This window comes from Streptomyces sp. DSM 40750 (assembly GCF_024612035.1).
GTDB lineage: Bacteria > Actinomycetota > Actinomycetes > Streptomycetales > Streptomycetaceae > Streptomyces.
Genome location: NZ_CP102513.1, coordinates 7,538,909 through 7,564,133 on the forward strand (window position 1 = coordinate 7,538,909; position 25,225 = coordinate 7,564,133).

Sequence of the window (25,225 nt, forward strand, 5' to 3'; positions counted from 1 at the left end):
TAGGGCCATCGGTTTTCTCCGACGGCACGGCTGCCCGAACACCACCCAGCGTAGACACCACGGCGGGTTAAGGCCTCGGTGCTCCGCCGACCGAAGGCCTGCGGCAGGATGGATGCCACCTGGTACGCACGCGTCACCCGCGTTCGTACTGAAGACAACCGCTGGAGACGCCCGGTGAGTTCCCCAGATCCGCAGGTTCGCGCAGCGCGAAACCACTCAACCAGTCCCGCCGTGCGCGGGCCCGTCGTCGCGGTCACCGGTGCCGCGTCCGGTGTCGGGGCGCTGCTCACCGAGCGGCTCGCCGAGTCCGACGAGATCCGGCAGGTCATCGCCATCGACGAGCGGCGCGGCGAGTGCGCGGCCGCCCAGTGGCACATCCTGGACGTGCGGGACCCGGCGATCGCCGAGAAGCTGCGCGGGGCGGACGTCGTGGTGCATCTCGCCGTCGACCTCGACCTGGGCACGGACTCGGCGGCACGCAGCGCGTACAACGTGCGCGGCACGCAGACCGTGCTCACGGCGGCCGCCGCGGCCGGGGTGCACCGGGTCGTGCTGTGCACCTCGGCGATGGTCTACGGGGCGCTGCCGGAGAACGAGCTGCCGCTCTCGGAGGACGCCGAATTGCGGGCGACCGCCGAGGCCACCGGGGTCGGCGACCTGCTGGAGATCGAGCGGCTCGCGCGCCGGGCGCCGCGCGCCCATCCGGGCCTCAACGTCACCGTCGTCCGCCCTGCGACGCTCGTCGGGGGTACGGACACGGCGCTGACCAGGTACTTCGAGTCGCCTCGGCTGCTGGTGGTGGCCGGGTCGCGACCCGCGTGGCAGTTCTGCCATGTCGAGGATCTGTGCGGGGCGCTGGAGTACGCCGTGCTGGAGAAGGTCGACGGGGAGCTCGCCGTCGGGTGCGAGGGGTGGCTGGAGCAGGAGGAGGTCGAGGAACTCAGCGGGATCCGGCGCATGGAGTTGCCGTCCGCGGTCGCCCTCGGGGCCGCTGCCCGGCTGCACCGGATCGGGCTGACGCCGTCGCCGGCCGGCGACCTGGCGTACACGATGTATCCCTGGGTGGTGAGCGGGAGCCGGCTGCATGATGCCGGGTGGCGGCCGCTGTGGACGAACGAGGAAGTGCTCGCGGAGCTGCTGGAGGAGGTCGCCGGGCGGCACACCGTGGCCGGGCGGCGGCTGGGGCGCAAGGATGCGACGGCCGCGGGGGCCGCGGGTGCGACGGTCGCGCTGCTGGGTACGGCGGCGTTGGTGCGGCGGGCGCGGAAGGCCCGGGGGCGGCGCTGAGGGGCGCGCCTCGCTGGGGCTGGGCGGGGGCGGGTTTCGCTTGCCGGCGCTCGCCGGGTGCCGCCGCGCCCACCCGTGACGCTCCAGCGGCACGACGGCCCGCAGCCACGACGGACGGGCGACGGGCGACCACCCTCATCCATGGCCGACTGGATGAGGCTTCAAGCCCCACGCGCGGGTGACTGCCGATTCGACCGTGTCGGGTTGCGGCGCGGTGGGGCACGATGGGGGTATGGCAGTGAATGATGATCATCCCGGTGAGCAGGGGGCTGAGGAGCCCATCAAGCTGATCGGTGTACGGGAGACGGCGCTTTCCGTCGACGAGGTGTTCCGGGCGGTCGGGGACGACGCGGCCGGGGGGACCGCGCTGTTCGTGGGGACCGTGCGGAATCACGACGGGGGAGCCGATGTCGATGAGCTCGGCTATTCGTGTCACCCGACGGCCGAAGCGGAGATGCGGCGGATCGCGGAGAAGGTGGTCGCCGAGTACCCGGTGCGGGCGCTCGCGGCCGTGCACCGGGTGGGGAATCTGAAGGTGGGAGATCTCGCCGTGGTCGTCGCCGTGTCGTGTCCGCACCGGGGCGAGGCCTTCGAGGCGTGCCGCAAACTCATCGACGACCTGAAGCACGAAGTCCCCATCTGGAAGCATCAGAAGTTCTCCGACGGTACGGAGGAATGGGTGGGAGCCTGCTGAAGCCGTGACCGGAATACGCCCATGCGCGCTCCGGTTGCGTAACCCGTCCCCCGGCGCGAGCGTTGACGGTGCGGACGGATAATCTGCTGATCAGTCAGTTGCGGTCGCTTGATAGGGGTTGGGAGGTCGGCATGGCGGCGCTCGCCTGGTTGCTGATTCCACTTATGGCTGCGATCGGTGCCGGACTGTGGGGTGGCTGGGCCAGCCGGAACCGCAAGACCATGGAGGACGGCAGCGAGCTCGCGGGTTACTCACGCTTCCGTGAGGCCATGGAGCGGTCCCACTCCGGCGGCTAGCGGCCCCCTTCGCCGTCGCCTCGGACGGGCGGCCCCGACAGTGCACTGACAGGGCTGTCCCGTACTGTCGTTCCATGCCACGCCGCACCGCGACGATGCTCGCCTCCACCCTGATGCTGATCGCGCTCCTGTGCGCGGGAGTGTTCATTCCCGTGCCGTATGCGGAGATGTCACCGGGGCCGACGGTGAACACGCTCGGGGAGCACGACGGCGAGCCGGTGCTGCAGATCTCCGGGCGCAAGACGTACGCGACGACCGGCCACCTCAACATGACCACGGTCCGGGTCACCAGCGCCGACTACAGGATGAACCTCGTCGAGGCCGTGTACGGCTGGCTGGCACACGACAACAAGGTCGTACCGCACGACACGCTGTACCCGGACGGCAAGACCGAGGAGCAGTCGACCCAGGAGAACGCCGAGGAGTTCAGCCAGTCCCAGGAGAGCGCCAAGGTCGCGGCCCTGAAGGAGCTGGACATCCCGGTGAGGTCCTGGGTGATCGTCTCCACCGTCCTCAAGGGCTCCCCGGCCGAGGGCAAGCTGCACGCCGGTGACGTGATCAAGTCCGTCGACGGTACGGCGGTCAAGGCGCCGGAGGACGTCGCGAAGCTGGTCACCAAGCACAAGCCGGGCGAGGACGTCGACTTCGTCATCGTGCCCGCCAAGGCGCAGGCCGCCGCCGAGAAGGCGAACAGGACGGCGACCGAGACCGAGAAGGTCACGATCACCACGGCCGAGTCCGACGACTCGGGCGAGGAGCGGGCGATCGTCGGGATCTCCGCTGGGACCGACCACACCTTCCCGTTCACCATCGACATCAAGCTCGCCGACGTCGGCGGCCCGAGCGCCGGACTGATGTTCGCCCTCGGTATCTACGACAAGCTGACGCCGGGCAATCTGACGGGCGGCAAATTCGTGGCCGGCACCGGCACGATCGACGACGAGGGCAAGGTCGGTCCCATCGGCGGCATCGAGATGAAGACGGTCGGCGCGCGCGACAAGGGCGCCGAGTACTTCCTGACGCCCAAGGACAACTGCGCCGCGGCCGCCGAGGACACCCCCGACGGATTGACCCTCGTCAAGGTGGACACCATCGAGGACGCCCTGGGAGCCCTGGAGGACATCCGCTCCGGCGACACCGCCGACCTGCCGAAGTGCGCCACCAAGGGCTGACAGGCGCAGGAGAGAGCGACGTACGCGCGCGCGTGGGGGCGCCCTCGAAACCGGAGGGCGCCCCCATCGGCGTAGATCCGAAGGTCAGTCCACGAAGGTCGCGGACAGGGCCTCGGCCAGCCCCGGTACCAGTTCGGGGCCGGTGAGGACCTCCGTCGGGGTGTCCTTCTCGCGCAGGCGCAGGGCCGAGTCGCGGGAGCCGTCGCGGAGGACGGCGACCGTCATACGGACCTCCTGGCGGTCGGGGTGGGAGGCGACCCACTGAGCGAGGCGAGCCCCGTCGAGGTTCTCCGGGACGGACGCCTCGGCGGACGGCGGCAGCATCAGCCGCTCCACGGTCAGCGCGCAGCCGACCACCGCGTCGGGCCAGGCGATGGTGCCGAGGAACTCGTCCAGCGCCTTGCCGGCGGGGATCTCGTCCTGCTCGATCGGGGTGAGACCGGTGGTCTCGGACTCGTCCTGAAGACCGAGTTGGGTGGCGAGGACGGGTTCCTGGGCCCGCAGACGCGCGGTATCCACGAGGGCGAAGAGGCGAGCGGGCTGGTCCCAGCCCAGGCCTGAGGCGTACTCGTCGATCTCGAGCACGGCCCGGGTGAGGGGGTTGGCTGCCATGGGAGTGTTGGACATGGTCACAATCCTGCCTCGTTCGTTCCCGGAAGCGGGAACCGAGTAAAGCGTGAGTAAGTTGCATAGGTGAGGCCCCTACGATCACGGGGCCCGCTGGAGGGTCCGTAGACGCGGGCCTGACGTTTCGACAGCGAACTTCGAGGTGCGCACCTTGGCTTTCCAGATGCCGGACCGCGGCGGAGGCCCGACGGGGCCGCGGATCAGAGTGGGCCGACCGTCCCGACGCGTCCGGACACTGCTCATGACGCTGGGCGTCCTTGCCGTCCTCGGCATGGCGTTCGTCATGTTCGCGGGGTTCTGGACGGACTGGCTCTGGTACCGGTCGGTGAAGTACTCGTCCGTCTTCACCACCACACTGTGGACGAAGATCGGGCTCTTCTTCGTCTTCGGTCTGCTGATGTCGGTCTCGGTCGGCTTCAACGTCTGGCTGGCGCACCGGCTGCGGCCGCCGCTCAGCGCCATGTCGATGGAGCAGCAGAGCCTCGACAGGTACCGCATGGGCATCGCGCCCTACAAGAAGTGGCTGCTCCTCGGGATCACCTCCCTGGTGGGCCTCATCGCCGGCGCCTCCGCCTCCGGGCAGTGGCGCACCTGGTTGATGTGGGTCAACGGAGTGTCGTTCGGCCAGAAGGACCCCCAGTTCGACCTGGACGTCTCCTTCTACGCCTTCGACCTGCCCTGGTACCGCTTCCTGCTCGGCTTCGGCTTCGCCGCCGCCGTGCTCTCGGTGATCGCCGCCGCGCTCACGCACTACCTGTACGGCGGCCTCAGGGTCACCTCCCCGGGCGCGCGTGCCACCGCCGCGGCCACCGGGCACCTGTCGGTGCTCATCGGCATCTTCGTCGCCCTGAAGGCGGTCGCGTACTGGCTCGACCGGTACGGGCTCGCGGTGAAGTCCAGCGACTTCAAGGCGACGGGCAACTGGACGGGCCTGCGGTACGTCGACGCGAACGCGTATCTGCCCGCCAAGACGATCCTGTTCTGCATCGCGGTCATCTGCGCGCTGCTGTTCTTCGCCACCATCTGGCGGCGCACCTGGCAGCTGCCGCTCATCGGCTTCGGCCTGATGGTGCTCTCCGCGATCCTCATCGGCGGGCTGTACCCGGCGATCGTGCAGAAGTTCCAGGTCCAGCCGAACGAGCAGGCCAAGGAAGCGCCGTACGTCGAGAAGAACCTGGTGGCGACCCGGCAGGCCTACGGCATCGACGGGACCGACGTCGAGGAGTACTCGGGCACGAGCGACACCACCGACAAGGCCAAGCTCCGCGCGGACGCCGACACCACGGCGAGCATCCGCATGCTCGACCCGAACATCGTCTCGCCGACGTTCCAGCAGCTCCAGCAGATGAGGAACTACTACGCGTTCCCCACCAACCTGGACGTCGACCGGTACAGCGGCGAGGACGGCGCGGAGCAGGACACGGTCATCGGTCTGCGCGAGCTGAACCTCGCCGGCATTCCGAAGAACAACTGGATCAACGACCACTTCCGCTACACCCACGGCTACGGCGTGGTCGCCGCCAAGGGCACCGAGGCCACCTCCGGCGGTCGGCCGGTGTTCACGGAGTCCGACCTGCCGTCCAAGGGCGACCTGGGCAAGTACCAGCAGCGGGTCTACTACGGCGAGAAGACCACCCAGTACTCGATCGTCGGCGGTCCCCAGAAGGAGATCGACTACTCCGACGACAGCGGCGAGAAGACCACCAGCTACACGGGGAAGAGCGGGATCAACCTCTCCAACCCGGTCAACCGGGCCGCGTACGCGGTGGCGTTCAACGAGCCGCAGATCCTCTACTCCGGCGCCATCGGCGAGGGTTCGCGGATCCTGTACAACCGCACGCCCAAGCAGCGCGTCGAGGCCGTCGCCCCCTGGCTGACCATCGACGGCGACGCCTACCCGGCCGTCGTCGACGGGAAGATCCAGTGGATCGTCGACGCGTACACCACCACCAACGGCTACCCGTACGCCTCCCGCACCACCCTGGGCGACACGACGGCCGACTCGCTGACCGCGGACAACAGCCAGCGCGCGGTGGTGGCCCAGCAGAACCAGGTCAACTACATCCGCAACTCGGTGAAGGCGACCGTCGACGCGTACACGGGCGAGGTCAAGCTCTACCAGTGGGACACCCAGGACCCGGTCCTGAAGACCTGGATGAAGGCGTTCCCGGACACGGTGGAGCCGAAGAAGGACATCTCCGACTCGCTGATGGCCCATCTGCGGTACCCGCAGGACCTGTTCAAGGTCCAGCGCGAGCTGCTGACCCGGTACCACGTCAGGGACGCCGACACCTTCCTCAGCGGCAGCGAGGTGTGGCAGGTCCCGGACGATCCGACCAACACCTCGGGCAGCGCCGTGCCGCCGTACTACCTGAGCATGAAGATGCCCGGCGTGCAGGAGCAGGAGTTCTCGCTGACCACGACGTTCACTCCGAACGGACGCGACAACCTCAGCGGCTTCATGTCGGTCAACGCCGAGGCGGGCACCAAGGACTACGGCAAGCTCAGAATCCTGAAGGTGCCGACGAGCGAGGCCATCGAGGGACCCAAACAGGTCCAGAGCCAGTTCAACTCGGAACAGGACATCGCCGAGACCATCAGCCTCCTGAAGCGCGGAGACTCGGAGGTCGAGTACGGCAACCTCCTGACGGTCCCGCTCGACGGTGGACTGCTCTACGTCGAGCCTGTCTACGTGCGAGGCGGCGGACTCAAGTACCCGCTGCTGCGCAAGGTCCTGGTCACCTACGGCGGCAACACGGCCTTCGAGGACACCCTCGACGAGGCGCTCAACAAGGTGTTCGAAACCGAGGGTCCGACCACCGAGCCACCGGTGGATGACGGCGACGAGGGCACCGACGAGCCGCCGACGTCCGGCGATCCGACGGTCCAACAGGCCCTGGAAGAAGCCCAGAAGGCGTTCGACGAGGGCCAGCAGGCCCTGAAGGACGGCGACTGGGAGGCGTACGGCCGGGCCCAACAGGACCTGGAGGACGCGCTGAAGCGGGCCGAGGAGGCACAGTCCAAGGCCGACGGCGCCGGCAGCGGCGGCACCGAGGAGGAAGGCGACCAGAGCACCGACGAGGGCTCCGGAAGCGGCTGATGCAAAGCTCCACTCCCCACCGTGGTACGGTTGCAACACAACGGCGCGGGGTGGAGCAGCTCGGTAGCTCGCTGGGCTCATAACCCAGAGGTCGCAGGTTCAAATCCTGTCCCCGCTACTGAAGTTGAAGGCCCGGATCCTCTAAAGGATCCGGGCCTTCGACGTGTTGCCCGAGGAGGATGGGAAATCTGTGTTTGACTTGTCGCTCTGTGGGCATGTCGACAAAACGCTGTAGTGACCTCAATGGCTGCGGTATACCAGGTGTACCCAGGTTGCAGGTGGTGCGACGATGGACGTTATGGGGGACAAGGCAACTCTGTTGGAGACAGGGCGGTTTGCGCAGCATGCCGACATTGCGCTGCCTGCCGACTTTGTGGTGCCCGCCGAGACCGGGGCGGCGGCCGATTCCGTGCTGACCGCAGAGCCCGGGGCGGCCGCCGGCCGCGCGCTGTCGCCGGCCGAATCCGCGCAGGCCGCGGACGAGGACGAGACGGGTGACGCCGCCGAGGAGGCGCGTCAGCGGCTCGCCGCCGAGTCCGGCGACGCCGAGGCGATGAGCGTCCTCGGAGCCATGCTGCTGCGCCGCGGTGACCTCGACGGAGCCGAGCCCTATCTGCGTGGTGCCACCGCCGCCGGGGACCGCGCGGCAGCCAACAACCTGGGTGTCCTGCTGCACCAGCGTGGGTACGCCGACGAGGCCGCCAACTGGTGGCGGATCGCGGCCGTCGCCGGTTCCGCCGCGGCCGCGCACGCGCTCGGCCGGCACCACCGCGAGCGCGGCGACGAGCCGGCCGCCGAGTACTGGCTGCGGCAGTCCGCCGAGCAGGGGCACGCCCTGGGCGCGTACGCTCTCGCCGACCTGCTGGAGCACCGCGGCGACGCCGCCGCCGAGCAGTGGATGCGGGTCGCCGCCGAGCGCGGGCACCGCGAGGCCGCGTACCGGCTCGCGCGGGCGCTCGGTCGGCGTGCGGAGCAGGAGGAGCGCGCGGCCGTGCGCGAGGGGCGCAGAATCGCACGCGCGGCGTTCGAGACCGGGAGCACGAGCCGTGAGGCCGCCCGTGAGGGCCGTCCCGTCGTACGTGAAGGCCGCGCCGCCGTACAGGCGGGGGAGCCCGACGCTGACAACGGTGTCGGGGCCACCGCCGCGGAGGCCGAGCAGTGGTACCGCCAGTCCGCCGCGCGCGGGCACCGGCGCGCCGCGCTGCACCTAGGGGCGATTCTGGAGCGGCGTGGGGAGCTCAAGGAGGCCGGCCGCTGGTACCTGACCTCCGCCAAGGACGGCGAGCCGCGCGCCGCGTGCGCGCTCGGATTCCTGCTGCGGGACGCGGGCGACACCGAGAGCGCGGCCGTGTGGTGGCTGCGGGCCGCCCAGGACGGCGACGGCAACGCGGCGAACGCGCTGGGCGCACTGCACGCCGAGCGCGGCGAGACGCAGACCGCCGAGCGGTGGTACCGGGCCGCGATGGACGCCGGTGACGTCAACGGCGCGTACAACCTCGGGCTGCTCTGCGCCGAGCAGGGGCGGACCGCGCAGGCCGAGCAGTGGTACCGGCGGGCCGCGTACGCCGGGCACCGGGAGGCGGCGAACGCGCTGGCCATCCTGCTGCTCCAGGTCGGTGACGCGTCCGGGGCCGAGCCGTGGTTCTCCAAGGCCGCGGAGGCCGGGAGCGTGGACGCCGCGTTCAACCTGGGCATCCTGTTCGCCGGGCGGGGCGACGATGTGGCGGCGCTCGTCTGGTACGAGCGGGCGGCTGCCGCCGGGCACACCGAGGCGGCGCTCCAGGTCGCCATCGCGCGGCTCCGGGACGGCGACGAGCGGGCCGCCGAGCGGCATCTGCGGTGTGCCGCCGGTGGGGGCAGTGCGGAGGCCGCGTACCGGCTGGCCGCCGTACTCGACGCGCGCCGGCCGCCCGCCCCCGCGCACGAGCTGGGGGAGCCGGTGCGGGAGAAGAACGAGTGCGAGGAGTGGTACGAGAGGGCCGCGTCGCAGGGGCATCGGCGGGCGCAGGTGCGGGTCGGGATGCTGGCCGCGGGGCGGGGGGACGTGATCGAGGCGGCGCGGTGGTACCGGGTCGCGGCGGAGTCCGGGTCGCGGAACGGGGCGTTCAATCTGGGGCTGCTGCTCGCTCGGGAGGGGAGTGAGCCGGAGGCCGCGTTGTGGTGGGCTCGGGCCGCTGATGCGGGGCATGGCCGGGCGGCGTTGCGGCTTGCCCTCGTCTACGCGCGTCGGGGGGAGCTGGTGGAGGGGAAGCGGTGGGCCGATCGGGCCGTTGCGCTCGGGCCGGCGGAGGTTGCGGAGCGGGCGGCGCGGTTGCGGGACGCGTTGCGGGACGAGTTGTCGGCGTAGTCGTTTGGTGGCCGGGGTGGCCGGGGTGGCCGGGGTGGCCGGGGTGGCCGGGGTGGCTGTGCGGGCGGGTTCCCTGGCGCCCAGCGGCACGACTGCCCGCAGCTGGGACGGACAGGCTTGCTGGGGCTGGGGGTAATGGATTTGCGCTGGTCGGTGGCGGTGACGTAGTGTTCAGTTCATCGACGCGGGGTGGAGCAGCTCGGTAGCTCGCTGGGCTCATAACCCAGAGGTCGCAGGTTCAAATCCTGTCCCCGCTACTGAAGGCCGAGGGCCCGGGACCGACAAGGTTCCGGGCCCTCGGTGTGTCGCTGTAGCGCCGTATCGCTTGGTTGTGAGGGTGGTCAGCGGAAAGCCCCCGGTGGTTGGTCGCCGGGGGCTTCGTCGTGTCGGTGGGGCTGCGCTATGCCGTCGTGTCGGTGGGGCTGCGCTATGCCGTCGTGCAGGTCGGGCAGACGCCTCGGTAGGTGACCTCCACGTCCGAGACCGTGAAGCCGAAGCGCTCGGAGGTGGGGAGGTCGGCGAGGGGGTTGCCCGTGGGGTGGACGTCGCGGATGGTGCCGCACTGGGCGCAGACCAGGTGGTGGTGCGGGCGGTGCGCGTTGGGGTCGTACCGCTTGGCGCGCTTGTCCGTGGTGACCTCGAGTACCTCGCCGAGGGAGACCAGTTCACCCAGCGTGTTGTAGACGGTCGCCCGGGAGATCTCGGGCAGCTTGGCGACAGCACGCGCGTGCACCTCGTCGGCCGTCAGATGGACGTGTTCGCCGTCGAGGACCTCGGCCACGACGCGCCGCTGCGCGGTCATACGCCATCCGCGTCCGCGCAGCCGCTCCAGAAGGTCACTCATACCGGCCAGCCTAACAGCCGGCGAAACAGATCCCGACAAGGTGTTACTTTAGATCTCGACTTGGATTGGAATTTGTCCAATCTTTGGGAGGGGTCGGGATCTCGTATGAGTTCCCGGCCCGTTTCGCGTGCCTGGAGGCTCGAACGTCTGGGTCGTTCCTGTGCCTGGGTGGTGCGGTCTACGCCGTCGCGTGCTGTCGGGCCGGGGCCCAGCAGCGGATGATGTCGCGGACCGAGACGACGCCGATGGGCGCGCCCTGGTCGAGAACGATCAGGTGGCGGAAACCGCCGTGGGTCATGGCGCGGGCCGCCTCCTCCAGGGTCCAGGACGGCGCGGCGAACACGACGTCGGTGGTGGTATGGGCGTGAGCCCGCTCGGCGTCGGGGCTCTGCCCCAGGCCTACGGAGTTGAGGACGTCGCGTTCGGTCAGGATGCCGAGTCCGCCGGCGTCCGGGTCGAGGACCACGGCCGCGCCGATCCGGCGTGCCGACATCAGGGCGGCGGCCTGGCGGAGGGTGTGATCGGGGCCGATGGTGAGGACCACTGTGCTCATGGCGTCGCGGACGAGCATGGAGTTCAGCCACCTCCTAGGGAATCCCGGTGACAGTTGGTTCAGGCCCGGCGCCGGAGGCGCCTATTGAGCACTGCACAAGTTCACAAGTGGGGGGACTCTCAATGTGGCAGGTAAAGCGGAGGTCAACAAGGGGGCGGGCGTGGTGAGTTCGGGGCGCCCCGGGATCACTCGGGGGCCCCGTGCTCATCGGCGGGAGCGGTTCAGTAGCGCTGGTTCAGGTAGCCCAGCAGGTCGTCGTGGAGCAGGCCGTTCGAGGCCGCCGCGTTGCCGCTGTGTGGGCCGGGGCGGCCGTCGAGGCCGGTGAAGCTGCCGCCCGCCTCGGTGACGATGATCGCGTTGGCGGCCATGTCCCAGAGGGAGAGCTCGGGTTCGGCGCAGATGTCCACCGAGCCCTCGGCGACCATCATGTACGGCCAGAAATCGCCGTACGCGCGCGTGCGCCACACCTCGCGGGTCAGGTCCAGGAAGCCGTTGAGGTGGCCGCGTTCCTCCCAGCCACTGAGGGAGGAGTACGCGAAGGAGGCGTCCGAGAGCTTGGCGACGCGGGAGACGCGCAGGCGGGAGGCGGAGCTGAGGCTGCGGCCGGTGAAGGCGCCGTGGCCCTTCGCGGCCCACCAGCGGCGGCTCAGGGCGGGGGCTGAGACGACGCCGACGACGGGCTGGTAGCCGCCCTCGGCTGCCTCCATCAGGGAGATCAGGGTGGCCCAGACGGGGACGCCGCGGACGTAGTTCTTGGTGCCGTCGATCGGGTCGACGACCCAGCGGCGGGGGCCCGTGCCCTCGATGCCGTACTCCTCGCCGAGGATCGCGTCGCGGGGGCGGGCGCGCCGGAGCTGGCCGCGGATCAGTTCTTCGGCGGCCTTGTCGGCCTCGCTCACCGGGGTCATGTCCGGCTTCGTCTCGACCTTCAGGTCGAGGGCCTTGAAGCGGGCCATGGTGGTCGCGTCGGCGGCGTCCGCGAGGACGTGGGCGAAGCGGAGGTCGTCGAGGTAGTCGGCCATGTTGCGAACGGTATCCGTCGAGGTCGGTACGGGGCTACAGGGGGCCGGGGGTCGGTTGGGGGCGCGGGGGTTGGGGCGGCGGATCGGTGGGCACCCGGCCGCCGGTGCGGGGCGGGGGTGGATCACGCGGCCCGGCGCTTACGGGTGCCGACTGCGCCCACCCTCCCCCACTCTCGGCTTCTCCCCCACTCTCGACTTCGCTCGAGCGGGAGGGACCCCCATGAGCGGGAGGTGCCCCCATCGCCCCGGCGGCACGACTGCCCGCAGTACGAACAGGCGGGCTGGTGACGGTTGGCCGTGGGGTGAGCGGGTGTGCTGGTGGGCGGGTGCCGGCCCGGGTGTGCCCCGGGGGTGCCGCGCGCGTTGGCTTGTGTGCGCCCCTGGGGGCCGCCGCGAACCCTTGACAGTCACTTGATGCGCGTCAAATCTGAGGGCGGAGCCGCCCGCTCGCTCTTAGGAGGCGATGATGCCTGCAGCGCGGGAATCCTTGTTGGACGCCGCTTACACGGCGCTGGTGCGCCGGCCGTGGTCCGCCGTGCGCATGGTGGATGTGGCGGCGGTGGCCGGAGTGTCACGTCAGACGCTGTACAACGAGTTCGGCAGTAAGGACGGGCTCGCCAGGGCCCTGGTGCGGAGGGAAGCGGACGGCTACCTGGCGGGCGTCGATCGGGCGCTGGCCACCCCCGCGGACACCCGGGACCGGCTGGCCGCGACCGCCGAGTGGACCGTGGCGGCCTCCCGGGGCAACGCACTCGTTCGAGCCATGCTCACCGGCTGCTGGAGCGAGCGCCTGCCCTCCCCGACGCTCTCGGCGGTGCCCTCGTCCTCCGCGGTGCCCGCGCAGCGCCGTGCCGACGGGCCGCTGCCCGCGCCCACCGACTTCGTGGCCCTGGTGCGCGAGCGGGCCGTCACCGTGCTGTCCCTGCCCGGCACCCCCAAGTCGGACACCGTGGAGCTGGCCCGGTCCTGCGAACTCGCCGTCCGGCTCGCCCTGTCCTGCGTGGCGGCGCCCCCGGGCGAGGGCGGAGTCACGGATCTCGTGCGGACCGCGTTGCCCCGTCAGCTCAGTCGGCCCCTCAACCAGTAGCCTCGACCAGTGGCCGCGGGCGCGACCTAGTGTGCCGAGCCCGACAGCTGCAGCCCCACCACGCCCACGATCACCAGGGTGATCGAGACGATCTTCAGGGTCGACACGATGTCGCCGAGGAAGATCATCCCGTAGATCGCGGTGCCGGCCGCGCCGATGCCCGTCCAGACGGCATAGGCGGGGCCGACGTCGAGCTTCTTCAGGGACAGGGTCAGCAGGCCGAAGCTGCCGAGCGCGAAGATGCAGAACGCGACCGTCGGCCAGAGTCTGGTGAAGCCGTGCGAGAGCTTCAGACATACGGCGAACCCGGTCTCCAGAAGCCCCGCCACGACAACCAGCAGCCACGCCATGTCTCGTCCTCCCGTGTCCCCACGTTCCGTGACCGCTTCGGGTGATCTCGTCTGGTCTGGATCCGACTTGGTGCGATTATGCACTTACCGGGTGGAGAGGGGCGCAAACAACGCGGAGGTCAGTCGCCTTCCCGCCGTTCGCGCGTGGCGAGCAGTCTGCGCAGGGAGTAAAGGCGGGCCGGGTCCGCGTGCCCGTCCGCCACCCACTGGTCCAGCGCGCAGTCCTGCTCGTCGTGACTGCACGCACGCGGACAGCCCTCCGTGCCCGGCACCAGGTCCGGGAAGGCGTTGATGACCCGGGAGGGGTCGATATGGGCCAGCCCGAACGAGCGTACGCCCGGGGTGTCCACCACCCAGCCGCCGTGCGAGTCCGCCAGGGGAAGGGCCAGCGCCGAGGTCGTGGTGTGCCGGCCGCGGCCCGTCACCGCGTTCACATGGCCGGTCGTACGGCGTAGGTCCTCCGGGACCAGCGCGTTGACCAGGGTCGTCTTGCCCACGCCCGAGTGACCGACGAAGGCGGTGATCTTGCCGTCGAGGTGTTCGCGTACGTGGTCGGCGGTGTCGTCGGCCTCCAGTTCCTGGCGACTCGTCACTACGTACGGGATGTCCAGGTGGCCGTAGAGCTCCAGGAGTTTGTCGGGCGAGGCGAGGTCCGACTTCGTCATGACCAGCAGGGGGGTGAGGCCGGCGTCGTAGGCCGCGACCAGGCAGCGGTCGATGAGGCGGGGGCGGGGCTCGGGGTCGGCGAGGGCCGTGACGATGGCGAGCTGGTCGGCGTTGGCGACGACGACGCGCTCGTACGGGTCGTCGTCGTCGGCCGTGCGGCGCAGTACCGACGTACGGTCGGCGATGCGGACGATCCGGGCGAGGGTGTCCTTCTTGCCGGAGAGGTCACCGACGAGGGCGACCTGGTCGCCGACGACGGCGGCCTTGCGGCCCAGTTCGCGGGCCTTCATCGCGAAGATCACCCGGTCCTCGACGAGGCAGGTCAGCCGGCCCCGGTCGACGGTGAGGACCATGCCCTCGGCGGCGTCCTCGTGCTTCGGGCGGATGTTCGTACGAGGACGGTTGCCCTTGCGGTTCGGGCGGCTGCGGATGTCGTCCTCGTCGGTGTGCTTGCCGTAACGGCGCATGATCCCGGTCCGCCCGTCAGTTCTTCCCGAGCATCCCGGTCCACAGGTCGGGAAAGTCCGGCAGGGTCTTGGCCGTCGTCGCCACGTTCTCGATCTGCACGCCTTCCACCGCCAGGCCGATGATCGCGCCGGCGGTGGCCATGCGGTGGTCGTCGTACGTGTGGAAGACACCGCCGTGCAGGGGGCGCGGGCGGATGTGGAGGCCGTCGGCGGTCTCGGTGATGTCGCCGCCGAGTTCGTTGATCTCCTTGGTGAGCGCGGCCAGGCGGTCCGTCTCGTGGAGGCGGAGGTGGGCTACGCCGCGCAGGGTCGAGGGGGAGTCGGCGAGGGCGGCGACGGCCGCGATGCCCGGGGTCAGCTCGCCGACCTCGCTCAGGTCCACGTCGATGCCGTGGATCGAGCCCGAACCGGTGAACACCAGTCCGTACTCCGTCAGTTCGCAGATGCCGCCCATCTCCGTGAAGATCTCGCGGAGCTGGTCACCGGGCTGGGTGGTGCGCGTGGGCCAGTCGGGGATGACGACCTTGCCGCCGGTCACCAGGGCCGCCGCCAGGAACGGCTGGGCGTTGGACAAATCCGGCTCGATCGTCAGGTCGCGGCCGAGCAGCGCGCCCGGCGTGACCCGCCAGACGTTCGGCTCGCCGCCCGACTCCGGGGTGTCCACCTGCGCGCCGACCGAGCGCAGCATGTCGACGGTCATCCGGATGTGCGGCAGGGAGGGGAGCGTCGAGCCGGTGTGACGGACCTCGACGCCCTGGTTGAAGCGCGGGGCGGACAGCAGGAGCGCCGACACGAACTGCGACGACGACGACGCGTCGATCGCCACCGGGCCGCCGTCCAGGGCGCCACCGCCGTGCACCGTCAGCGGGAGCGCGCCACGGCCGTCGTCGTCGATCCGGGCGCCGAGGACGCGCAGGGCGTCGATTACACCGTTCAGGGGGCGCTCGTACGACCGGGGGTCGCCGTCGAAGCGGATGGGGCCGTCGGCGAGGGCGGCGACCGGGGGGAGGAAGCGCATGACCGTGCCGGCGTTGCCGACGTCGACGGTGGCCGGGCCGTGCAGGCCGGTGGGCAGGACGCGCCAGGCCTCGCCGGAGCCGCCCGCGACGGAGGAACTCGACGACACGGTCTCCTCGATGCCGACGCCCATCGCGCGCAGCGCCGCCGCCATCAGCAGGGTGTCGCGGGAGCGGAGGGGGCGGCGCAGCCAGCCGGGCTCGCTGGCCAGGGCGGCGAGCACGAGGGCGCGGTTGGTGACCGACTTGGACCCCGGGACGTGGACCGTCGCGTCGACGGCTCCGCTCGCGTGGGGGGCGGGCCAGAGGGCGGGCTGTGCGTTCAGGGCCATGAGGCCACTTTAGTGGGGGTTCGCTCCGCCGGGTTCAGCCGGTTGACGTGCGTCGCTTGTCGGGTGCGGGTTCGTTCTGGCTGGTGGCGCAGTTCCTCGCGCCCCTGAGAGATGCCCCTGAGAGATCAAGAGATCAGGTCGCTTCAAAGGCCCAGAAGCCAGCGGCCTCCGCCCAGCAACGCGCACACCGACACCACGTGGAACATCAACAGCCACACCGTCGGCGGAACGTGCGTCAGGCGGGAGAGCTGGTCCGCGTCGGAGTCGCCGGCTCCGCCTCGGCGGCGCTTGGCCTGGAGTTCGAAGGCCGGGCGTACGCCACCCAGGAGGAGGAACCAGACGACCACGTAGGCGAAGGCGGCCTGGACCTGGGGGCCGGCGAGCCAGGAGACGACCACGAAGGTGCCGCCGGTGAGGACGACCGTGAGGGCGCCGTAGGCGTTGCGGATCATGACCAGCATGGCGACCAGCAGGATCGTGGCGAGCCAGAGGAGGAGGGTGATGCGGCCGGAGCCGAGGAGGGCGGCGCCGCCGAGTCCGAGCAGCGGGGGAGCGGCGTAGCCGGCGGCGGCGGTGAGGATCATGCCGAGGCCGGTGGGCTTGCCGCGGCTGACCGTGAGGCCGCTGGTGTCGGAGTGCAGACGGATGCCGGTCAGGGTGCGGCCGGTGAGCAGCGCGAGCAGACCGTGGCCGCCCTCGTGCGCGATGGTGATGGCGTTGCGCGAGAGCCGCCAGACACCGTGCGGGACGATCGCCGCGAGCGCGGCGACCGCGGTGGCTATGACGACCCAGATGTCGGGGTCGGGCTGGGTGCCGAAGACCTCGTCCCAGAGGCTGGCCAGCGAGGTGGCTGCGGTGCTTTCCATGTTCTGCGGTGGCTCCTCGAGGTCGCTTCGGATCTGGCAGTGTGGCACTTATGTGCGGACGGTATGCGTCGAGTCGTAGGCCCGAGGATCTCGCAGGAGTCTTTGAGATCGAGAAGTGGGAGCCCGAGGAGACCCTGGAGCCCGATTTCAACGTGGCTCCCACCAAGGAGGTCTACGCGGTTCTCGACCGCCCCCTTAAGGACGCCGACGACAAGAGGCCGGTTCGCCAGCTGCGGAAGCTGAAGTGGGGTCTGGTCCCGTCCTGGTCCAAGACACCCGAGGGTGCCGCCCGGATGATCAACGCGCGCGCGGAGACCGTGCACGAGAAGCCGTCGTACCGCCGTGCCTTCACCACCCGGCGCTGCATCCTGCCCGCCGACGGCTACTTCGAGTGGGTCACCGGAAAGGGGGAGCGCGATCTGGAGGTCGAGGGGAAGAAGAAGCGGCCGCGCAAGCAGCCGTACTTCGTGCTCCCGGCCGACGGGTCCGTCTTCGCGATGGCCGGCCTGTACGAGTTCTGGCGGGACAAGACGCTGCCGGACGACCACCCGCAGGCCTGGTGGGCCACCTGCTCGGTGATCACGACGGAGGCCGAGACGACTCCGCTGGCCGTGCCCCCGGAGGACGGCCCGCACACTTTGGCCGAGATCCACCCCCGGATGCCGTTGATGCTCACGCCCGACCGCTGGGACAGCTGGCTCGACCCGGCCCGTACGGACCCGGACGATCTGCGCGGGCTGCTCGAACGGCCGCCCGCCGGGCTGATGCGCGCCTACCCCGTCTCCACAGCCGTCAGCAATGTCCGCAACAACGGCCCGGAGCTGCTCAAGGAGCTGGAGGGGCCCGAGGAGGGCACACTCTTCTGATGTGACCGAGATCAAGGCAGCGAAAGAAAGCCGAGAGAGCAAGGCGGCGACGGAAGAGGTCGACACCGAGGCCGGTACGGCGCGCATCAGCTGGTACGAGGCCTCGAAGGCGGCCGAGTGGGTGCTCGCCGTCAGCCATGGCGCCGGTGGCGGGATCGAGGCGCGTGATCTTCAGGCCCTCGCCGCCGTCCTCCCCGCGCACGGGGTGACCGTCGCCCTGGTGGAGCAGCCGTGGCGGGTGGCCGGGAAGAAGCTCGCGCCCGCGCCGAAGACGCTGGACACCGGCTGGCGGGGGCTGTGGCCCGCGCTGGCGAAGCGGGGGCTGCCGGTGATCGCGGGCGGGCGGAGCGCCGGGGCCCGGGTGGCCTGCCGTACGGCGACGGAGCTGGGCGCGGCGGCCGTACTGGCGCTGGGCTTCCCGCTGCATCCGCCGGGCAGGCCGGAGAAGTCCCGGGCCGACGAGTTGCTCGGCGCGGGGGTGGCCACGCTTGTCGTACAGGGCGGCAACGATCCGTTCGGGCGGCCTGAGGAGTTCCCGGAAGGGCCGTACGGGATGGTCGAGGTGCCGTACGGCGATCATGGGTTCGCGGTGCCGAAGCGCGCGCCGCTCGGCCAGGAACAGGCGCTGGAGATCATCACCGATGCCGTGGCGGAGTGGATCGCGTCACTCGGGTGAGGCAGCGGATGAAGAACGGGAATGCCGGGTGACGGGCCTCTGTTGTGCCGATCAGACAGCGCGAAAACGCCGCTGACCGTTCGTACGAGAGGAAGTCCGCCGCATGGGTTCGACCTTCTGCCCGAGCCGCAGCAGCCGCGCTGACCTGGACTGGACGGTGCTGCACTCGGCCAAGAGCGTCTCTATTCGGGCGGCGGCGGGTGTGGATCGTCGTCTATCCTCCGATTCTGGTGGTACCGGTTTCGGTATCGCCCAGACGCTGGAGGAGGTGGGTCCGGTCACTGGGACCGACGCAGGGACCGAACGGGGCCAGGCGGAGCAGCCCGAGGGCACCGAGACCGCCGCGGAGCGCAGCGCCCGTTTCGAGCGGGACGCCCTGGAATTCCTCGACCAGATGTACTCGGCCGCGCTGCGCATGACGCGCAACCCGGCCGATGCCGAGGACCTGGTGCAGGAGACGTACGCGAAGGCGTACGCGTCCTTCCACCAGTTCCGTGAGGGCACCAACCTCAAGGCCTGGCTGTACCGCATCCTCACGAACACCTTCATCAACTCGTACCGCAAGAAGCAGCGCGAACCCCAGCGCTCCGCGGCCGAGGAGATCGAGGACTGGCAGCTGGCGCGCGCCGAGTCGCACATGTCGACCGGGCTGCGCTCCGCCGAGTCGCAGGCGCTCGATCACCTGCCCGATTCGGACGTGAAGCAAGCGTTGCAGGCGATCCCCGAGGAATTCCGCATCGCCGTCTATCTCGCCGATGTCGAGGGCTTTGCGTACAAGGAGATCGCCGACATCATGGGGACACCCATCGGTACGGTGATGTCCCGGCTGCACCGGGGCCGCCGTCAACTGCGCGGCATGCTCGAGGACTACGCGCGTGACCGCGGGCTGGTCCCGGCCGGTGCCGGAGAGTCGAACGAAGCGAAAGGCTCGGGCTCATGAGCTGCGGAGAGCCGCACGAGACGGATTGCAGCGAGATCCTGGATCATCTCTACGAGTTCCTCGACCGGGAGATGCCCGACTCCGACTGCACCAAGTTCGAGCACCACTTCGAGGAGTGCTCTCCGTGCCTGGAGAAGTACGGGCTCGAACAGGCCGTCAAGAAACTGGTCAAGCGGTGCTGCGGGCAGGACGACGTGCCCACCGATCTGCGTGCCAAGGTGATGGGCCGGATCGATCTGATCCGGTCGGGACAGACCGTGCCCGAGCACGACGTGACGGCCTCGCCGGTCACGCCGCAGGAGACCTGATCCGGAACCCCTTCGTGCGGGATTCCTGATCCCTGAGCCCGTTCCACGATCGGCCGCACGGCCGCTCCCGGAGCGGGCTCAGGTCTTGAGCGAGGGCTCAGGTCCTGAGCCGGTGGTGGACGGACTCAGACCTCAAGACCGTTCTCGATGCGCTTCAGGGAGTGCCGGGCCAGCGCCAGGTTGCTACGGGAGCGGTCCAGCGCCAGGTAGAGGAAGAGCGAGCCCTTGCTGCTGGTCAGCGGGCGGATCAGGTGGTACTGCCGGCCCAGGGTGATCAGGATGTCCTCGATCACGTCGTTCATGTCGAGTGAGGCCAGGGTGCGCATCTTGGAGCGCACCACCTCGGTGTTCCCGGCCGCCGCGAGTTCGAGGTCGAGATGCTGCCCGCCGCCGAGGGTGCCCAGCGACATGCCGCTCTCGTAGTCGACCAGCGCGATGCCGATCGCGCCGTCGATCGCCATGGCTTCCTTGAGCGCGGTCTCGATGTTCATATTGCTGCCCCAATTCCTCAGTGCTGCTGACCGGTCACTGTCCGGCCAACTACGATCGAACGCGTGTGACTCACCGGTCACAAACATCAACTTTTTTGTGCGTTACGGAAGTTGGCGTTCAAAGTACTGCGCGGTGCGTGGACGCGGAGGGCGAATGGGGGAACGAGTGACAGCGCTCCAGGCTTCCTTGGACCGGCTTCTCGACTCTCCCGGCGTCACCGGCGTCGCCCTGATCGACGCCGTCACGGGTCTCACCTACGCCGCGGCGGGCGACGTCACCCAGGCGGGGACCGGGACCGAGTGCTCCGATCTCGTCACCCTCATCTCCGAGCGGCTCGGCGCGGCGGGGGCCGAGGGGGAGTTGGAAAGCGTGGTCATGACCAGCAGGAGACGCCATCAGGTCCTGCTCTCCGTGGACCGTTCGGCCGGCGATCCGCTGCTGCTGGCGGCCGGTCTCGACCGGGACCGGGCGAACGTGGCCCTGGCCCTGCGCAGCCTCGGCGACCGGGCCCGAGAGGTGCTGGCGTGAAGACTCCCTCGGCGCGCAACGTACCCGCGCTTCTGCAGGCACTGCACCAGGAGGGCTACACCGGTACGGTCCGGGTCTCCGGCTCCCCGAGTGGCACGATTCACCTGCGCGACGGTCTGATCGGCGCGATCGAGACACCGGGCGCGCCGACCGCGACGTCCGCGCTGCTCGCCTCGGGCCGGATCGACGACGACGCCTGGCTGGCGGCCTGCGCGGCGGAACCCGACGCCGACCGGCTCGGCTCACACCTGGCGGCCGCCGGTCTGATCGGCGCCGCCGAGCTGGAGGTCGTCTGCACGGCGGCCGTGTTCGACGGGGCCTTCGCGATGGCCCTCAGCCCGCCCGGCGGCTGGGAGCTGACCGAACGGCAACCCACCCTCCTCGCCTGCCCCGGCGTCGAGCCGCGGCCGCTGGCCGAGGAGACCACCCGGCGCATTGCGCTGCTGTCCCGGCTGTGGGGGCCCGCGAGCGAACTGGCCCGCGTGCGGCCCGAACCGGTCACCGGCCGGGACACCCCCGAATCCGACGGCAGACTGACCCGGCGTCACCGTGACCTGCTCGAGAGCGTCAACGGACGCCGTACGCCGCGTGACATCGCCTTCTCCCGGGGACGTGGACTCTACGCGGTGATGCTGGACCTCATCCGCCTGGAGGCGCTCCAGGCCGTCCGATGGGAGACCGGGACCTCACCCGCCGGCCGGCCCAGCACCGCGCCCCGCCTTCCGCAGGGGCAGGCGGTATCCGACGAACTGTTACCGAGAGCCGGTCCCCTGCCCAGACGCAGACCTGGTGGAGGTCCTCCCAACGGAGACCTCGGAGCGAAGGGCGGGTAGTGAGCCCCCACAAAGACCCGGCCCGCAAGCGCCGCATACGCAGCAAGGCCGCCCGCCTCCGACGGCGTTCGGCCCCGCCCGCAGTCGCGGACGACCGCCCGGTCCCGCCCGCCGAAGCCCCACCACCCGCCGCACCCGTCCCCACGACCGCGGCACAACCGCCGGCCGCCGAGCCCGATGGCACGGCGGCCGAACAGCCACCGTCCACCATGTCCGGCGGTACGGCGGCCGCCCCACCACCGTCCACCGAGCCCGGTGGCGCCGCCGTGGAACGGCCGTCGTCCGCCGGCCCCGGTGGTACGGCCGCGGCGCCGCCGCCGTTACCCGTGCGGGGCGCGGCACCGGCTCCCGGAGACGTCCGGGACGACGCGTCGGAGAACCCGGCCGTGCCGCCCCCCTTCCCACCCCTGATCCCGCTGTCGGCCGAGGAACTTCTCGCCGACCAACCCTCCGTCGAAATGCTGCGGCGCGTCCGTCGCGGGCTGCGGGCGCTCCCCGAGTCCGAACGGCGCCTGTCCGACTGAGCCGCCCGGACCGCACAACCCACCGCAGATGTCTGGACCAAGGAGCACGTTCTCATGACCGCACACGCATCGACCGAATCGCTGACCGGCATCCTGGCCTCGCTGCGTGACCGGGTGATGGGCGTCGCCGAGAGCGTCCTGTCCACCGTGGACGGGCTCCTCGTCGTCGCCGACGTCGACAAGGTCCACCCCGAGTCCGTCGCCGCGCTCGCCGCCGCCACCCTCGGCGTCGGCCGCCGCATGGCCGACCAGTCCGGCGTCGGCGCGCTCCGCGAGGTCGTCGTCCGGTGCGGCGCCGGGCACGTCATCGTCGTGGCCGTCGGCGAGCGCACCCTCCTGACCGTCATGGGCGACGACGGCCTCGACATCGCCGCCTTCCAGCGCGAGTCCCCGGCGACCGTGGAGCAACTCAACAAGGTGCTCGCCGCGGACGTGGCGCACTGAACGACGGTCCCTCGACGCCGGGTCCCCGGCCAAAGATCTCCACCGGCACCGGCCACCGCGACCGCTTCCGGAACGGTCGTCACAAGGACGTCACTTCACTCGAAGGAGTTAATCCGGCCATCGTGGCCCCATTGATTCACCCGTAGCCGCCCCCGCCCGCTCCGGCCGGTCCTAGGCTCCGGAGCCTGAACTCGGGAGGGTGCCATGGGGTCGGTGCCGGCATGGGCACGTGTGTACGTCGCCTGTGTCGTCCTCGGTGCCCTGGCCTGTTTCGCGCCGTTGCCGGACGGCCGCGTCCCGTGGTGGGCGGTGGCCCTGCTCGCCGCGCTGTACGCCGGGTGCGAGCAGATCACCCGGTGCCCGTTCCTGCGCCACCGCGCCCCCAAGGACATGGGCACCTTCTTCCCGGTCCTCCTCGCCGGGGCCTTCCTGCTGCCGCCCGCAGCCGCCGCGCTCGTGGCCGTACCGGGGGCGTTGACCGCCCGGGTCGAGCAGCAACCGCGAGGGCTGCGGCGGCTCTGGCGTGCGGGTCGGCTCGCCGTCGCGGTGTGGGCCGCTGGGCACGCGCACGGGGCGCTCGGCGGCCGGGAGGCGGTCACCGGCCCCGACTTCCCGTACGCGCTGCTGCCCGCCGGGGCCGCGGTGCTGGTGTTCTGCGCGGTGCTCACCCTGCTCGACGGCGGCATCCTGGCGCTGGCCGTGGGGGCACCTCCCACGCCCTGGAGGCAGTGGGGGAGGGTGCCCGCGCGGGGTGCCTGGCAGGGGCACTTCCCGCGGTCGCTGGCACCCGTCGCCGTGCACGGGCTCGCCGGGCTGATGATGGCCGTGCTCTGGCGCAGTCCGTACGGGCCCGTCGCCGCGCTGCTCGTACTGCTGCCGATGTACGTGTCCTGCTGGGTGTTCGCGCAGTACCACCGGGAGCGGGCCGCGCACCAGGCGACCATCCGCGCGCTCGTCCAGGCCGTCGACATCAAGGACGGGTACACCCGCGGGCACAGCGAGCGGGTCGGGCAGGCGTCCATGCTGATCGCCCGGGAACTCGGCATGGACGACGAGCGGGCCGAAGTCCTCCGTTTCGCCGGGATCCTGCACGACGTGGGGAAGCTCGGCGTCCCCACCCGGCTGCTGCGCAAGGACGGGCCGCTCACGCCGGAGGAGCGGCGGGTCATCGAACTGCATCCCGAGTACGGCCACGAGATGGTGCGCGGGATCTCCTTCCTCGGGGAGGCCCGAGCGGCGGTCCTGCACCACCATGAGCGGCTGGACGGGAGCGGGTATCCGTACGGGCTGAGCGGCAGCCAGATCCCGGAGTTCGCCCGGGTCGTGGCGGTCGCGGACGCCTTCGACGCCATGACGTCCACCCGCTCCTACCGGCGGGCCCGCCCGGTCGCCGCCGCGCTGGCCGAACTGGAGCGGTGCGCGGGAGCGCACTTCGACCCCGTGATGGTGGGGGCGCTGACGCGGGCCCTGGACCGGAACGGATGGCATCCGACGGTGACCGCCGCCCCCTGCGGAAACGTACCGCCACCTGGGGCGTCCGGGGCCGACCCGGCCGCAGGACGGACGGGGGTGGCGCCGGCGGACGCGGAATGGACGGGAGTGGCGCCGGCGGACGCGGGACAGACGCATGGCGCCGGGAGGCGGGCCCCATGGGTTTCCTGATCCTCCTCCGCTCCGCCGCCGTCCTCCTCAGCCTCCTCGCCCTCGCCCACACCCTCTGGTACGGCCTCGACGAACCCGGTGTCGCTCTCGCGTTCGGGGTGCTCGTGGCCGTGGGGGAGCTGTCACGGTGGAGCGGGGCCGAGGGGCGGGAGTCGGCGCCGCTCGGGGCGGCCGGGGCACTGGCGTACGCGCTGCTGGGGGAGAACGGCGGGCGGTCGACGGATCACGGGGTGCTCCAGGTCGTCGCCGTCGTCGTGGCGGCCGCGCTCCTCGGGTGCGTGCCGCATGTGGCCAAGAGGTGCGAGTCCACCATCGATCACCTCACCCGGCGCGTGCTCGTCGTCGCCTTCGCCGCCGTCTGCTTCCAGCCGCTGTACCACCGGGACGGGCTGCTGGAGTGGAGCGGCCCCTCGTACGTACTGCTGCTGGTCGCGCTGCTCGTGCTGACCGCGCTGTGCGACGCCGTGCTGGCGGCGGCCATGGCGCACGCGCGGACGCGGTGGCCGTTCGGGCCGCTGCTGAGGGACGAGCTGCGGGCGCTGCTGGGGATCGGGTCGGCGGTGTGCGCGACCGGGGTCGTCATGGCGCTCGCGGCCGGTGTCGTCGGGCTGTGGGCACTGCCGGTCTTCTCGCTGCCCCTGCTGCTCACTCAGCTGTCGTTCCGCCGGTACGCGGCCGTGCGGACCACCTATCGGCAGACCATCGCCTCACTCGCCCGCGCCACGGAGATCGCCGGGTACACCCCGGCCGGGCACGCCCGGCGCGTGGCCGTGCTCAGCCGTGAGGTGGGGCGGGAGCTGGGGATCGGCGAGCCGGAGCTGACCGTGCTGGAGTACGCGGCGCTGATGCACGACATCGGCCAGCTCAGCCTGGTCGACCCCGTGCCGGCCGGGGCCACCGCCGGGCTCCCGGCCGCCGAGCAGCGCCGGATCGCGCTGCTGGGCGGCGCGGTCGTCCGGCAGACCGGGGTGGACGCCGAGGTCGCCGTGGTGGTGGAGCGGCAGGCGGATCCGTACCGTGAGCAGCCGATCGGCGCGCGGATCGTGCGGGCCGTGAACGCATACGAGGAGAAGGCGCGGGCAGCAGGGCCCGGAGGGCCGCGCAGGGCGCTGGAGGAACTGCGGCGGGGGACGGCACGGGACTATCACCCGCAGGTGGTGGAATCGCTCGTGAGGGTGCTCTCAAGAGACGGTCTGACCTTGCCCTCAGTGGGGTAACCCATGGGT

The 25,225-nt window shown here is 70.9% G+C and carries 26 protein-coding genes and 2 tRNA genes; 19 read left to right on the forward strand and 9 right to left on the reverse strand.

Going from position 1 to position 25,225, the window contains the following annotated elements; genetic code table 11:
• Window positions 1-174 precede the first annotated feature (174 nt).
• From JIX55_RS33660 to JIX55_RS33675, 4 genes are all read left to right on the forward strand, one after another.
• The gene (locus JIX55_RS33660) at window positions 175-1,287 is read left to right on the forward strand and encodes an SDR family oxidoreductase (protein ID WP_257566996.1); all 1,113 of its coding nucleotides are present in this window, start codon (window positions 175-177) and stop codon (window positions 1,285-1,287) included.
• Between the two features lie 232 nt (window positions 1,288-1,519).
• Window positions 1,520-1,981, forward strand: coding sequence for a molybdenum cofactor biosynthesis protein MoaE (locus JIX55_RS33665; RefSeq protein ID WP_257566997.1), 462 nt, complete (start codon window positions 1,520-1,522; stop codon window positions 1,979-1,981).
• Window positions 1,982-2,145: 164 nt separating this feature from the next.
• Complete coding sequence (locus JIX55_RS33670; protein ID WP_257566998.1) at window positions 2,146-2,277, forward strand: hypothetical protein; 132 nt, start codon at window positions 2,146-2,148, stop codon at window positions 2,275-2,277.
• A gap of 74 nt (window positions 2,278-2,351) precedes the next feature.
• Window positions 2,352-3,449, forward strand: coding sequence for a YlbL family protein (locus JIX55_RS33675; RefSeq protein WP_257566999.1), 1,098 nt, complete (start codon window positions 2,352-2,354; stop codon window positions 3,447-3,449).
• Window positions 3,450-3,533: 84 nt separating this feature from the next.
• Here JIX55_RS33675 and JIX55_RS33680 read toward each other — a convergent pair whose 3' ends face one another.
• The gene (locus JIX55_RS33680) at window positions 3,534-4,076 is read right to left on the reverse strand and encodes a PPA1309 family protein (RefSeq protein WP_257567000.1); all 543 of its coding nucleotides are present in this window, start codon (window positions 4,074-4,076) and stop codon (window positions 3,534-3,536) included.
• A 163-nt stretch (window positions 4,077-4,239) separates the two neighbouring features.
• Between JIX55_RS33680 and JIX55_RS33685 the strand changes: the two genes are divergently transcribed.
• The 4 genes from JIX55_RS33685 to JIX55_RS33700 all read left to right on the forward strand — a co-directional run bounded on the left by JIX55_RS33685 (window position 4,240) and on the right by JIX55_RS33700 (window position 9,780).
• Window positions 4,240-7,176: a UPF0182 family membrane protein gene (locus JIX55_RS33685; RefSeq protein WP_257569572.1), complete on the forward strand. Its 2,937-nt coding sequence runs from the start codon at window positions 4,240-4,242 to the stop codon at window positions 7,174-7,176.
• A gap of 44 nt (window positions 7,177-7,220) precedes the next feature.
• Window positions 7,221-7,294, forward strand: a tRNA-Met gene (locus JIX55_RS33690).
• A 171-nt stretch (window positions 7,295-7,465) separates the two neighbouring features.
• Window positions 7,466-9,523, forward strand: coding sequence for a tetratricopeptide repeat protein (locus JIX55_RS33695; protein WP_257567001.1), 2,058 nt, complete (start codon window positions 7,466-7,468; stop codon window positions 9,521-9,523).
• 183 nt (window positions 9,524-9,706) lie between these two features.
• Window positions 9,707-9,780 (forward strand) — tRNA-Met (locus JIX55_RS33700).
• A gap of 170 nt (window positions 9,781-9,950) precedes the next feature.
• On the opposite strand, the gene JIX55_RS33705 is transcribed toward JIX55_RS33700, so the two are convergent.
• The 3 genes from JIX55_RS33705 to hisN all read right to left on the reverse strand — a co-directional run bounded on the left by JIX55_RS33705 (window position 9,951) and on the right by hisN (window position 11,942).
• Window positions 9,951-10,367: a Fur family transcriptional regulator gene (locus JIX55_RS33705; RefSeq protein ID WP_257567002.1), complete on the reverse strand. Its 417-nt coding sequence runs from the start codon at window positions 10,365-10,367 to the stop codon at window positions 9,951-9,953.
• Window positions 10,368-10,545: 178 nt separating this feature from the next.
• Window positions 10,546-10,938, reverse strand: coding sequence for a CBS domain-containing protein (locus JIX55_RS33710; RefSeq protein WP_257567003.1), 393 nt, complete (start codon window positions 10,936-10,938; stop codon window positions 10,546-10,548).
• 203 nt (window positions 10,939-11,141) lie between these two features.
• Complete coding sequence (hisN, locus tag JIX55_RS33715) at window positions 11,142-11,942, reverse strand: histidinol-phosphatase (RefSeq protein WP_257567004.1); 801 nt, start codon at window positions 11,940-11,942, stop codon at window positions 11,142-11,144.
• A 463-nt stretch (window positions 11,943-12,405) separates the two neighbouring features.
• Here hisN and JIX55_RS33720 point away from each other — a divergent pair, with 463 nt between their 5' ends.
• Window positions 12,406-13,029 carry a TetR/AcrR family transcriptional regulator gene (locus JIX55_RS33720; RefSeq protein WP_257567005.1) on the forward strand — a complete coding sequence of 208 codons (624 nt, stop codon included), beginning with the start codon at window positions 12,406-12,408 and terminating at the stop codon, window positions 13,027-13,029.
• A gap of 26 nt (window positions 13,030-13,055) precedes the next feature.
• Here the strand turns inward: JIX55_RS33720 and JIX55_RS33725 are convergent, their stop codons facing one another.
• From JIX55_RS33725 to JIX55_RS33740, 4 genes are all read right to left on the reverse strand, one after another.
• Window positions 13,056-13,379, reverse strand: coding sequence for a DMT family transporter (locus JIX55_RS33725; protein WP_257567006.1), 324 nt, complete (start codon window positions 13,377-13,379; stop codon window positions 13,056-13,058).
• 119 nt (window positions 13,380-13,498) lie between these two features.
• Window positions 13,499-14,512, reverse strand: a complete 1,014-nt coding sequence (rsgA, locus tag JIX55_RS33730) for a ribosome small subunit-dependent GTPase A (protein ID WP_257567007.1) — start codon at window positions 14,510-14,512, stop codon at window positions 13,499-13,501.
• A 16-nt stretch (window positions 14,513-14,528) separates the two neighbouring features.
• A complete protein-coding gene (aroA, locus tag JIX55_RS33735; protein ID WP_257567008.1) occupies window positions 14,529-15,860 on the reverse strand; it encodes a 3-phosphoshikimate 1-carboxyvinyltransferase in 1,332 nt (443 codons plus the stop codon).
• 143 nt (window positions 15,861-16,003) lie between these two features.
• Window positions 16,004-16,726, reverse strand: coding sequence for a M50 family metallopeptidase (locus JIX55_RS33740; RefSeq protein WP_257567009.1), 723 nt, complete (start codon window positions 16,724-16,726; stop codon window positions 16,004-16,006).
• 50 nt (window positions 16,727-16,776) lie between these two features.
• Here JIX55_RS33740 and JIX55_RS33745 point away from each other — a divergent pair, with 50 nt between their 5' ends.
• The 4 genes from JIX55_RS33745 (at window position 16,777) to rsrA (ending at window position 19,516) form a co-directional block, all read left to right on the forward strand.
• Window positions 16,777-17,592 (forward strand): SOS response-associated peptidase, encoded by an 816-nt coding sequence (locus tag JIX55_RS33745; protein WP_257567010.1) that lies wholly within the window; start codon window positions 16,777-16,779, stop codon window positions 17,590-17,592.
• Window position 17,593: 1 nt separating this feature from the next.
• Entirely contained in the window at window positions 17,594-18,268 is a 675-nt protein-coding gene (locus JIX55_RS33750; protein WP_257567011.1) for an alpha/beta hydrolase family protein, read from the forward strand.
• A gap of 268 nt (window positions 18,269-18,536) precedes the next feature.
• The gene (gene sigR / locus JIX55_RS33755) at window positions 18,537-19,208 is read left to right on the forward strand and encodes an RNA polymerase sigma factor SigR (RefSeq protein WP_257569573.1); all 672 of its coding nucleotides are present in this window, start codon (window positions 18,537-18,539) and stop codon (window positions 19,206-19,208) included.
• Window positions 19,205-19,516, forward strand: coding sequence for a mycothiol system anti-sigma-R factor (rsrA, locus tag JIX55_RS33760; protein ID WP_257567012.1), 312 nt, complete (start codon window positions 19,205-19,207; stop codon window positions 19,514-19,516). Before sigR ends, rsrA begins: the two co-directional genes overlap by 4 nt.
• Window positions 19,517-19,641: 125 nt before the next feature.
• Here the strand turns inward: rsrA and JIX55_RS33765 are convergent, their stop codons facing one another.
• Window positions 19,642-20,007 carry a hypothetical protein gene (locus JIX55_RS33765; RefSeq protein ID WP_257567013.1) on the reverse strand — a complete coding sequence of 122 codons (366 nt, stop codon included), beginning with the start codon at window positions 20,005-20,007 and terminating at the stop codon, window positions 19,642-19,644.
• A 154-nt stretch (window positions 20,008-20,161) separates the two neighbouring features.
• On the opposite strand from JIX55_RS33765, the gene JIX55_RS33770 reads away from it, so the two are divergent.
• From JIX55_RS33770 to JIX55_RS33795, 6 genes are all read left to right on the forward strand, one after another.
• Window positions 20,162-20,536 carry a hypothetical protein gene (locus tag JIX55_RS33770; RefSeq protein WP_257567014.1) on the forward strand — a complete coding sequence of 125 codons (375 nt, stop codon included), beginning with the start codon at window positions 20,162-20,164 and terminating at the stop codon, window positions 20,534-20,536.
• The gene (locus JIX55_RS33775) at window positions 20,533-21,369 is read left to right on the forward strand and encodes a DUF4388 domain-containing protein (protein ID WP_257567015.1); all 837 of its coding nucleotides are present in this window, start codon (window positions 20,533-20,535) and stop codon (window positions 21,367-21,369) included. Before JIX55_RS33770 ends, JIX55_RS33775 begins: the two co-directional genes overlap by 4 nt.
• The gene (locus JIX55_RS33780; protein ID WP_257567016.1) at window positions 21,369-21,893 is read left to right on the forward strand and encodes a hypothetical protein; all 525 of its coding nucleotides are present in this window, start codon (window positions 21,369-21,371) and stop codon (window positions 21,891-21,893) included. The genes JIX55_RS33775 and JIX55_RS33780 overlap by 1 nt, the downstream gene beginning before the upstream one ends.
• A gap of 54 nt (window positions 21,894-21,947) precedes the next feature.
• Window positions 21,948-22,337 carry a roadblock/LC7 domain-containing protein gene (locus tag JIX55_RS33785; protein ID WP_257567017.1) on the forward strand — a complete coding sequence of 130 codons (390 nt, stop codon included), beginning with the start codon at window positions 21,948-21,950 and terminating at the stop codon, window positions 22,335-22,337.
• 204 nt (window positions 22,338-22,541) lie between these two features.
• On the forward strand, window positions 22,542-23,999 hold the full coding sequence (locus JIX55_RS33790) for an HD-GYP domain-containing protein (protein ID WP_257567018.1): 1,458 nt from the start codon (window positions 22,542-22,544) through the stop codon (window positions 23,997-23,999).
• Window positions 23,987-25,216 (forward strand): HD-GYP domain-containing protein, encoded by a 1,230-nt coding sequence (locus JIX55_RS33795; RefSeq protein ID WP_257567019.1) that lies wholly within the window; start codon window positions 23,987-23,989, stop codon window positions 25,214-25,216. The genes JIX55_RS33790 and JIX55_RS33795 overlap by 13 nt, the downstream gene beginning before the upstream one ends.
• The last annotated feature ends 9 nt before the right edge of the window (window positions 25,217-25,225 follow it).

Bases quoted from the DNA above. Each gene is read 5' to 3' on its own strand.
- JIX55_RS33665 (WP_257566997.1), top strand. From the start codon at position 1,520: ATGGCAGTGAATGATGATCATCCCGGTGAGCAGGGGGCTGAGGAGCCC.
- JIX55_RS33745 (WP_257567010.1), top strand. From the start codon at position 16,777: ATGTGCGGACGGTATGCGTCGAGTCGTAGGCCCGAGGATCTCGCAGGA.
- JIX55_RS33740 (WP_257567009.1), bottom strand. From the start codon at position 16,726: ATGGAAAGCACCGCAGCCACCTCGCTGGCCAGCCTCTGGGACGAGGTC.
- JIX55_RS33770 (WP_257567014.1), top strand. From the start codon at position 20,162: ATGGGGGAACGAGTGACAGCGCTCCAGGCTTCCTTGGACCGGCTTCTC.
- JIX55_RS33720 (WP_257567005.1), top strand. From the start codon at position 12,406: ATGATGCCTGCAGCGCGGGAATCCTTGTTGGACGCCGCTTACACGGCG.
- rsrA (WP_257567012.1), top strand. From the start codon at position 19,205: ATGAGCTGCGGAGAGCCGCACGAGACGGATTGCAGCGAGATCCTGGAT.
- JIX55_RS33680 (WP_257567000.1), bottom strand. From the start codon at position 4,076: ATGTCCAACACTCCCATGGCAGCCAACCCCCTCACCCGGGCCGTGCTC.
- JIX55_RS33685 (WP_257569572.1), top strand. From the start codon at position 4,240: ATGCCGGACCGCGGCGGAGGCCCGACGGGGCCGCGGATCAGAGTGGGC.
- JIX55_RS33695 (WP_257567001.1), top strand. From the start codon at position 7,466: ATGGACGTTATGGGGGACAAGGCAACTCTGTTGGAGACAGGGCGGTTT.
- JIX55_RS33710 (WP_257567003.1), bottom strand. From the start codon at position 10,938: ATGCTCGTCCGCGACGCCATGAGCACAGTGGTCCTCACCATCGGCCCC.
- hisN (WP_257567004.1), bottom strand. From the start codon at position 11,942: ATGGCCGACTACCTCGACGACCTCCGCTTCGCCCACGTCCTCGCGGAC.
- JIX55_RS33765 (WP_257567013.1), bottom strand. From the start codon at position 20,007: ATGAACATCGAGACCGCGCTCAAGGAAGCCATGGCGATCGACGGCGCG.
- JIX55_RS33725 (WP_257567006.1), bottom strand. From the start codon at position 13,379: ATGGCGTGGCTGCTGGTTGTCGTGGCGGGGCTTCTGGAGACCGGGTTC.
- rsgA (WP_257567007.1), bottom strand. From the start codon at position 14,512: ATGCGCCGTTACGGCAAGCACACCGACGAGGACGACATCCGCAGCCGC.
- JIX55_RS33795 (WP_257567019.1), top strand. From the start codon at position 23,987: ATGGGTTTCCTGATCCTCCTCCGCTCCGCCGCCGTCCTCCTCAGCCTC.
- aroA (WP_257567008.1), bottom strand. From the start codon at position 15,860: ATGGCCCTGAACGCACAGCCCGCCCTCTGGCCCGCCCCCCACGCGAGC.
- JIX55_RS33705 (WP_257567002.1), bottom strand. From the start codon at position 10,367: ATGAGTGACCTTCTGGAGCGGCTGCGCGGACGCGGATGGCGTATGACC.
- JIX55_RS33785 (WP_257567017.1), top strand. From the start codon at position 21,948: ATGACCGCACACGCATCGACCGAATCGCTGACCGGCATCCTGGCCTCG.
- JIX55_RS33670 (WP_257566998.1), top strand. From the start codon at position 2,146: ATGGCTGCGATCGGTGCCGGACTGTGGGGTGGCTGGGCCAGCCGGAAC.
- JIX55_RS33790 (WP_257567018.1), top strand. From the start codon at position 22,542: ATGGGGTCGGTGCCGGCATGGGCACGTGTGTACGTCGCCTGTGTCGTC.
- JIX55_RS33675 (WP_257566999.1), top strand. From the start codon at position 2,352: ATGCCACGCCGCACCGCGACGATGCTCGCCTCCACCCTGATGCTGATC.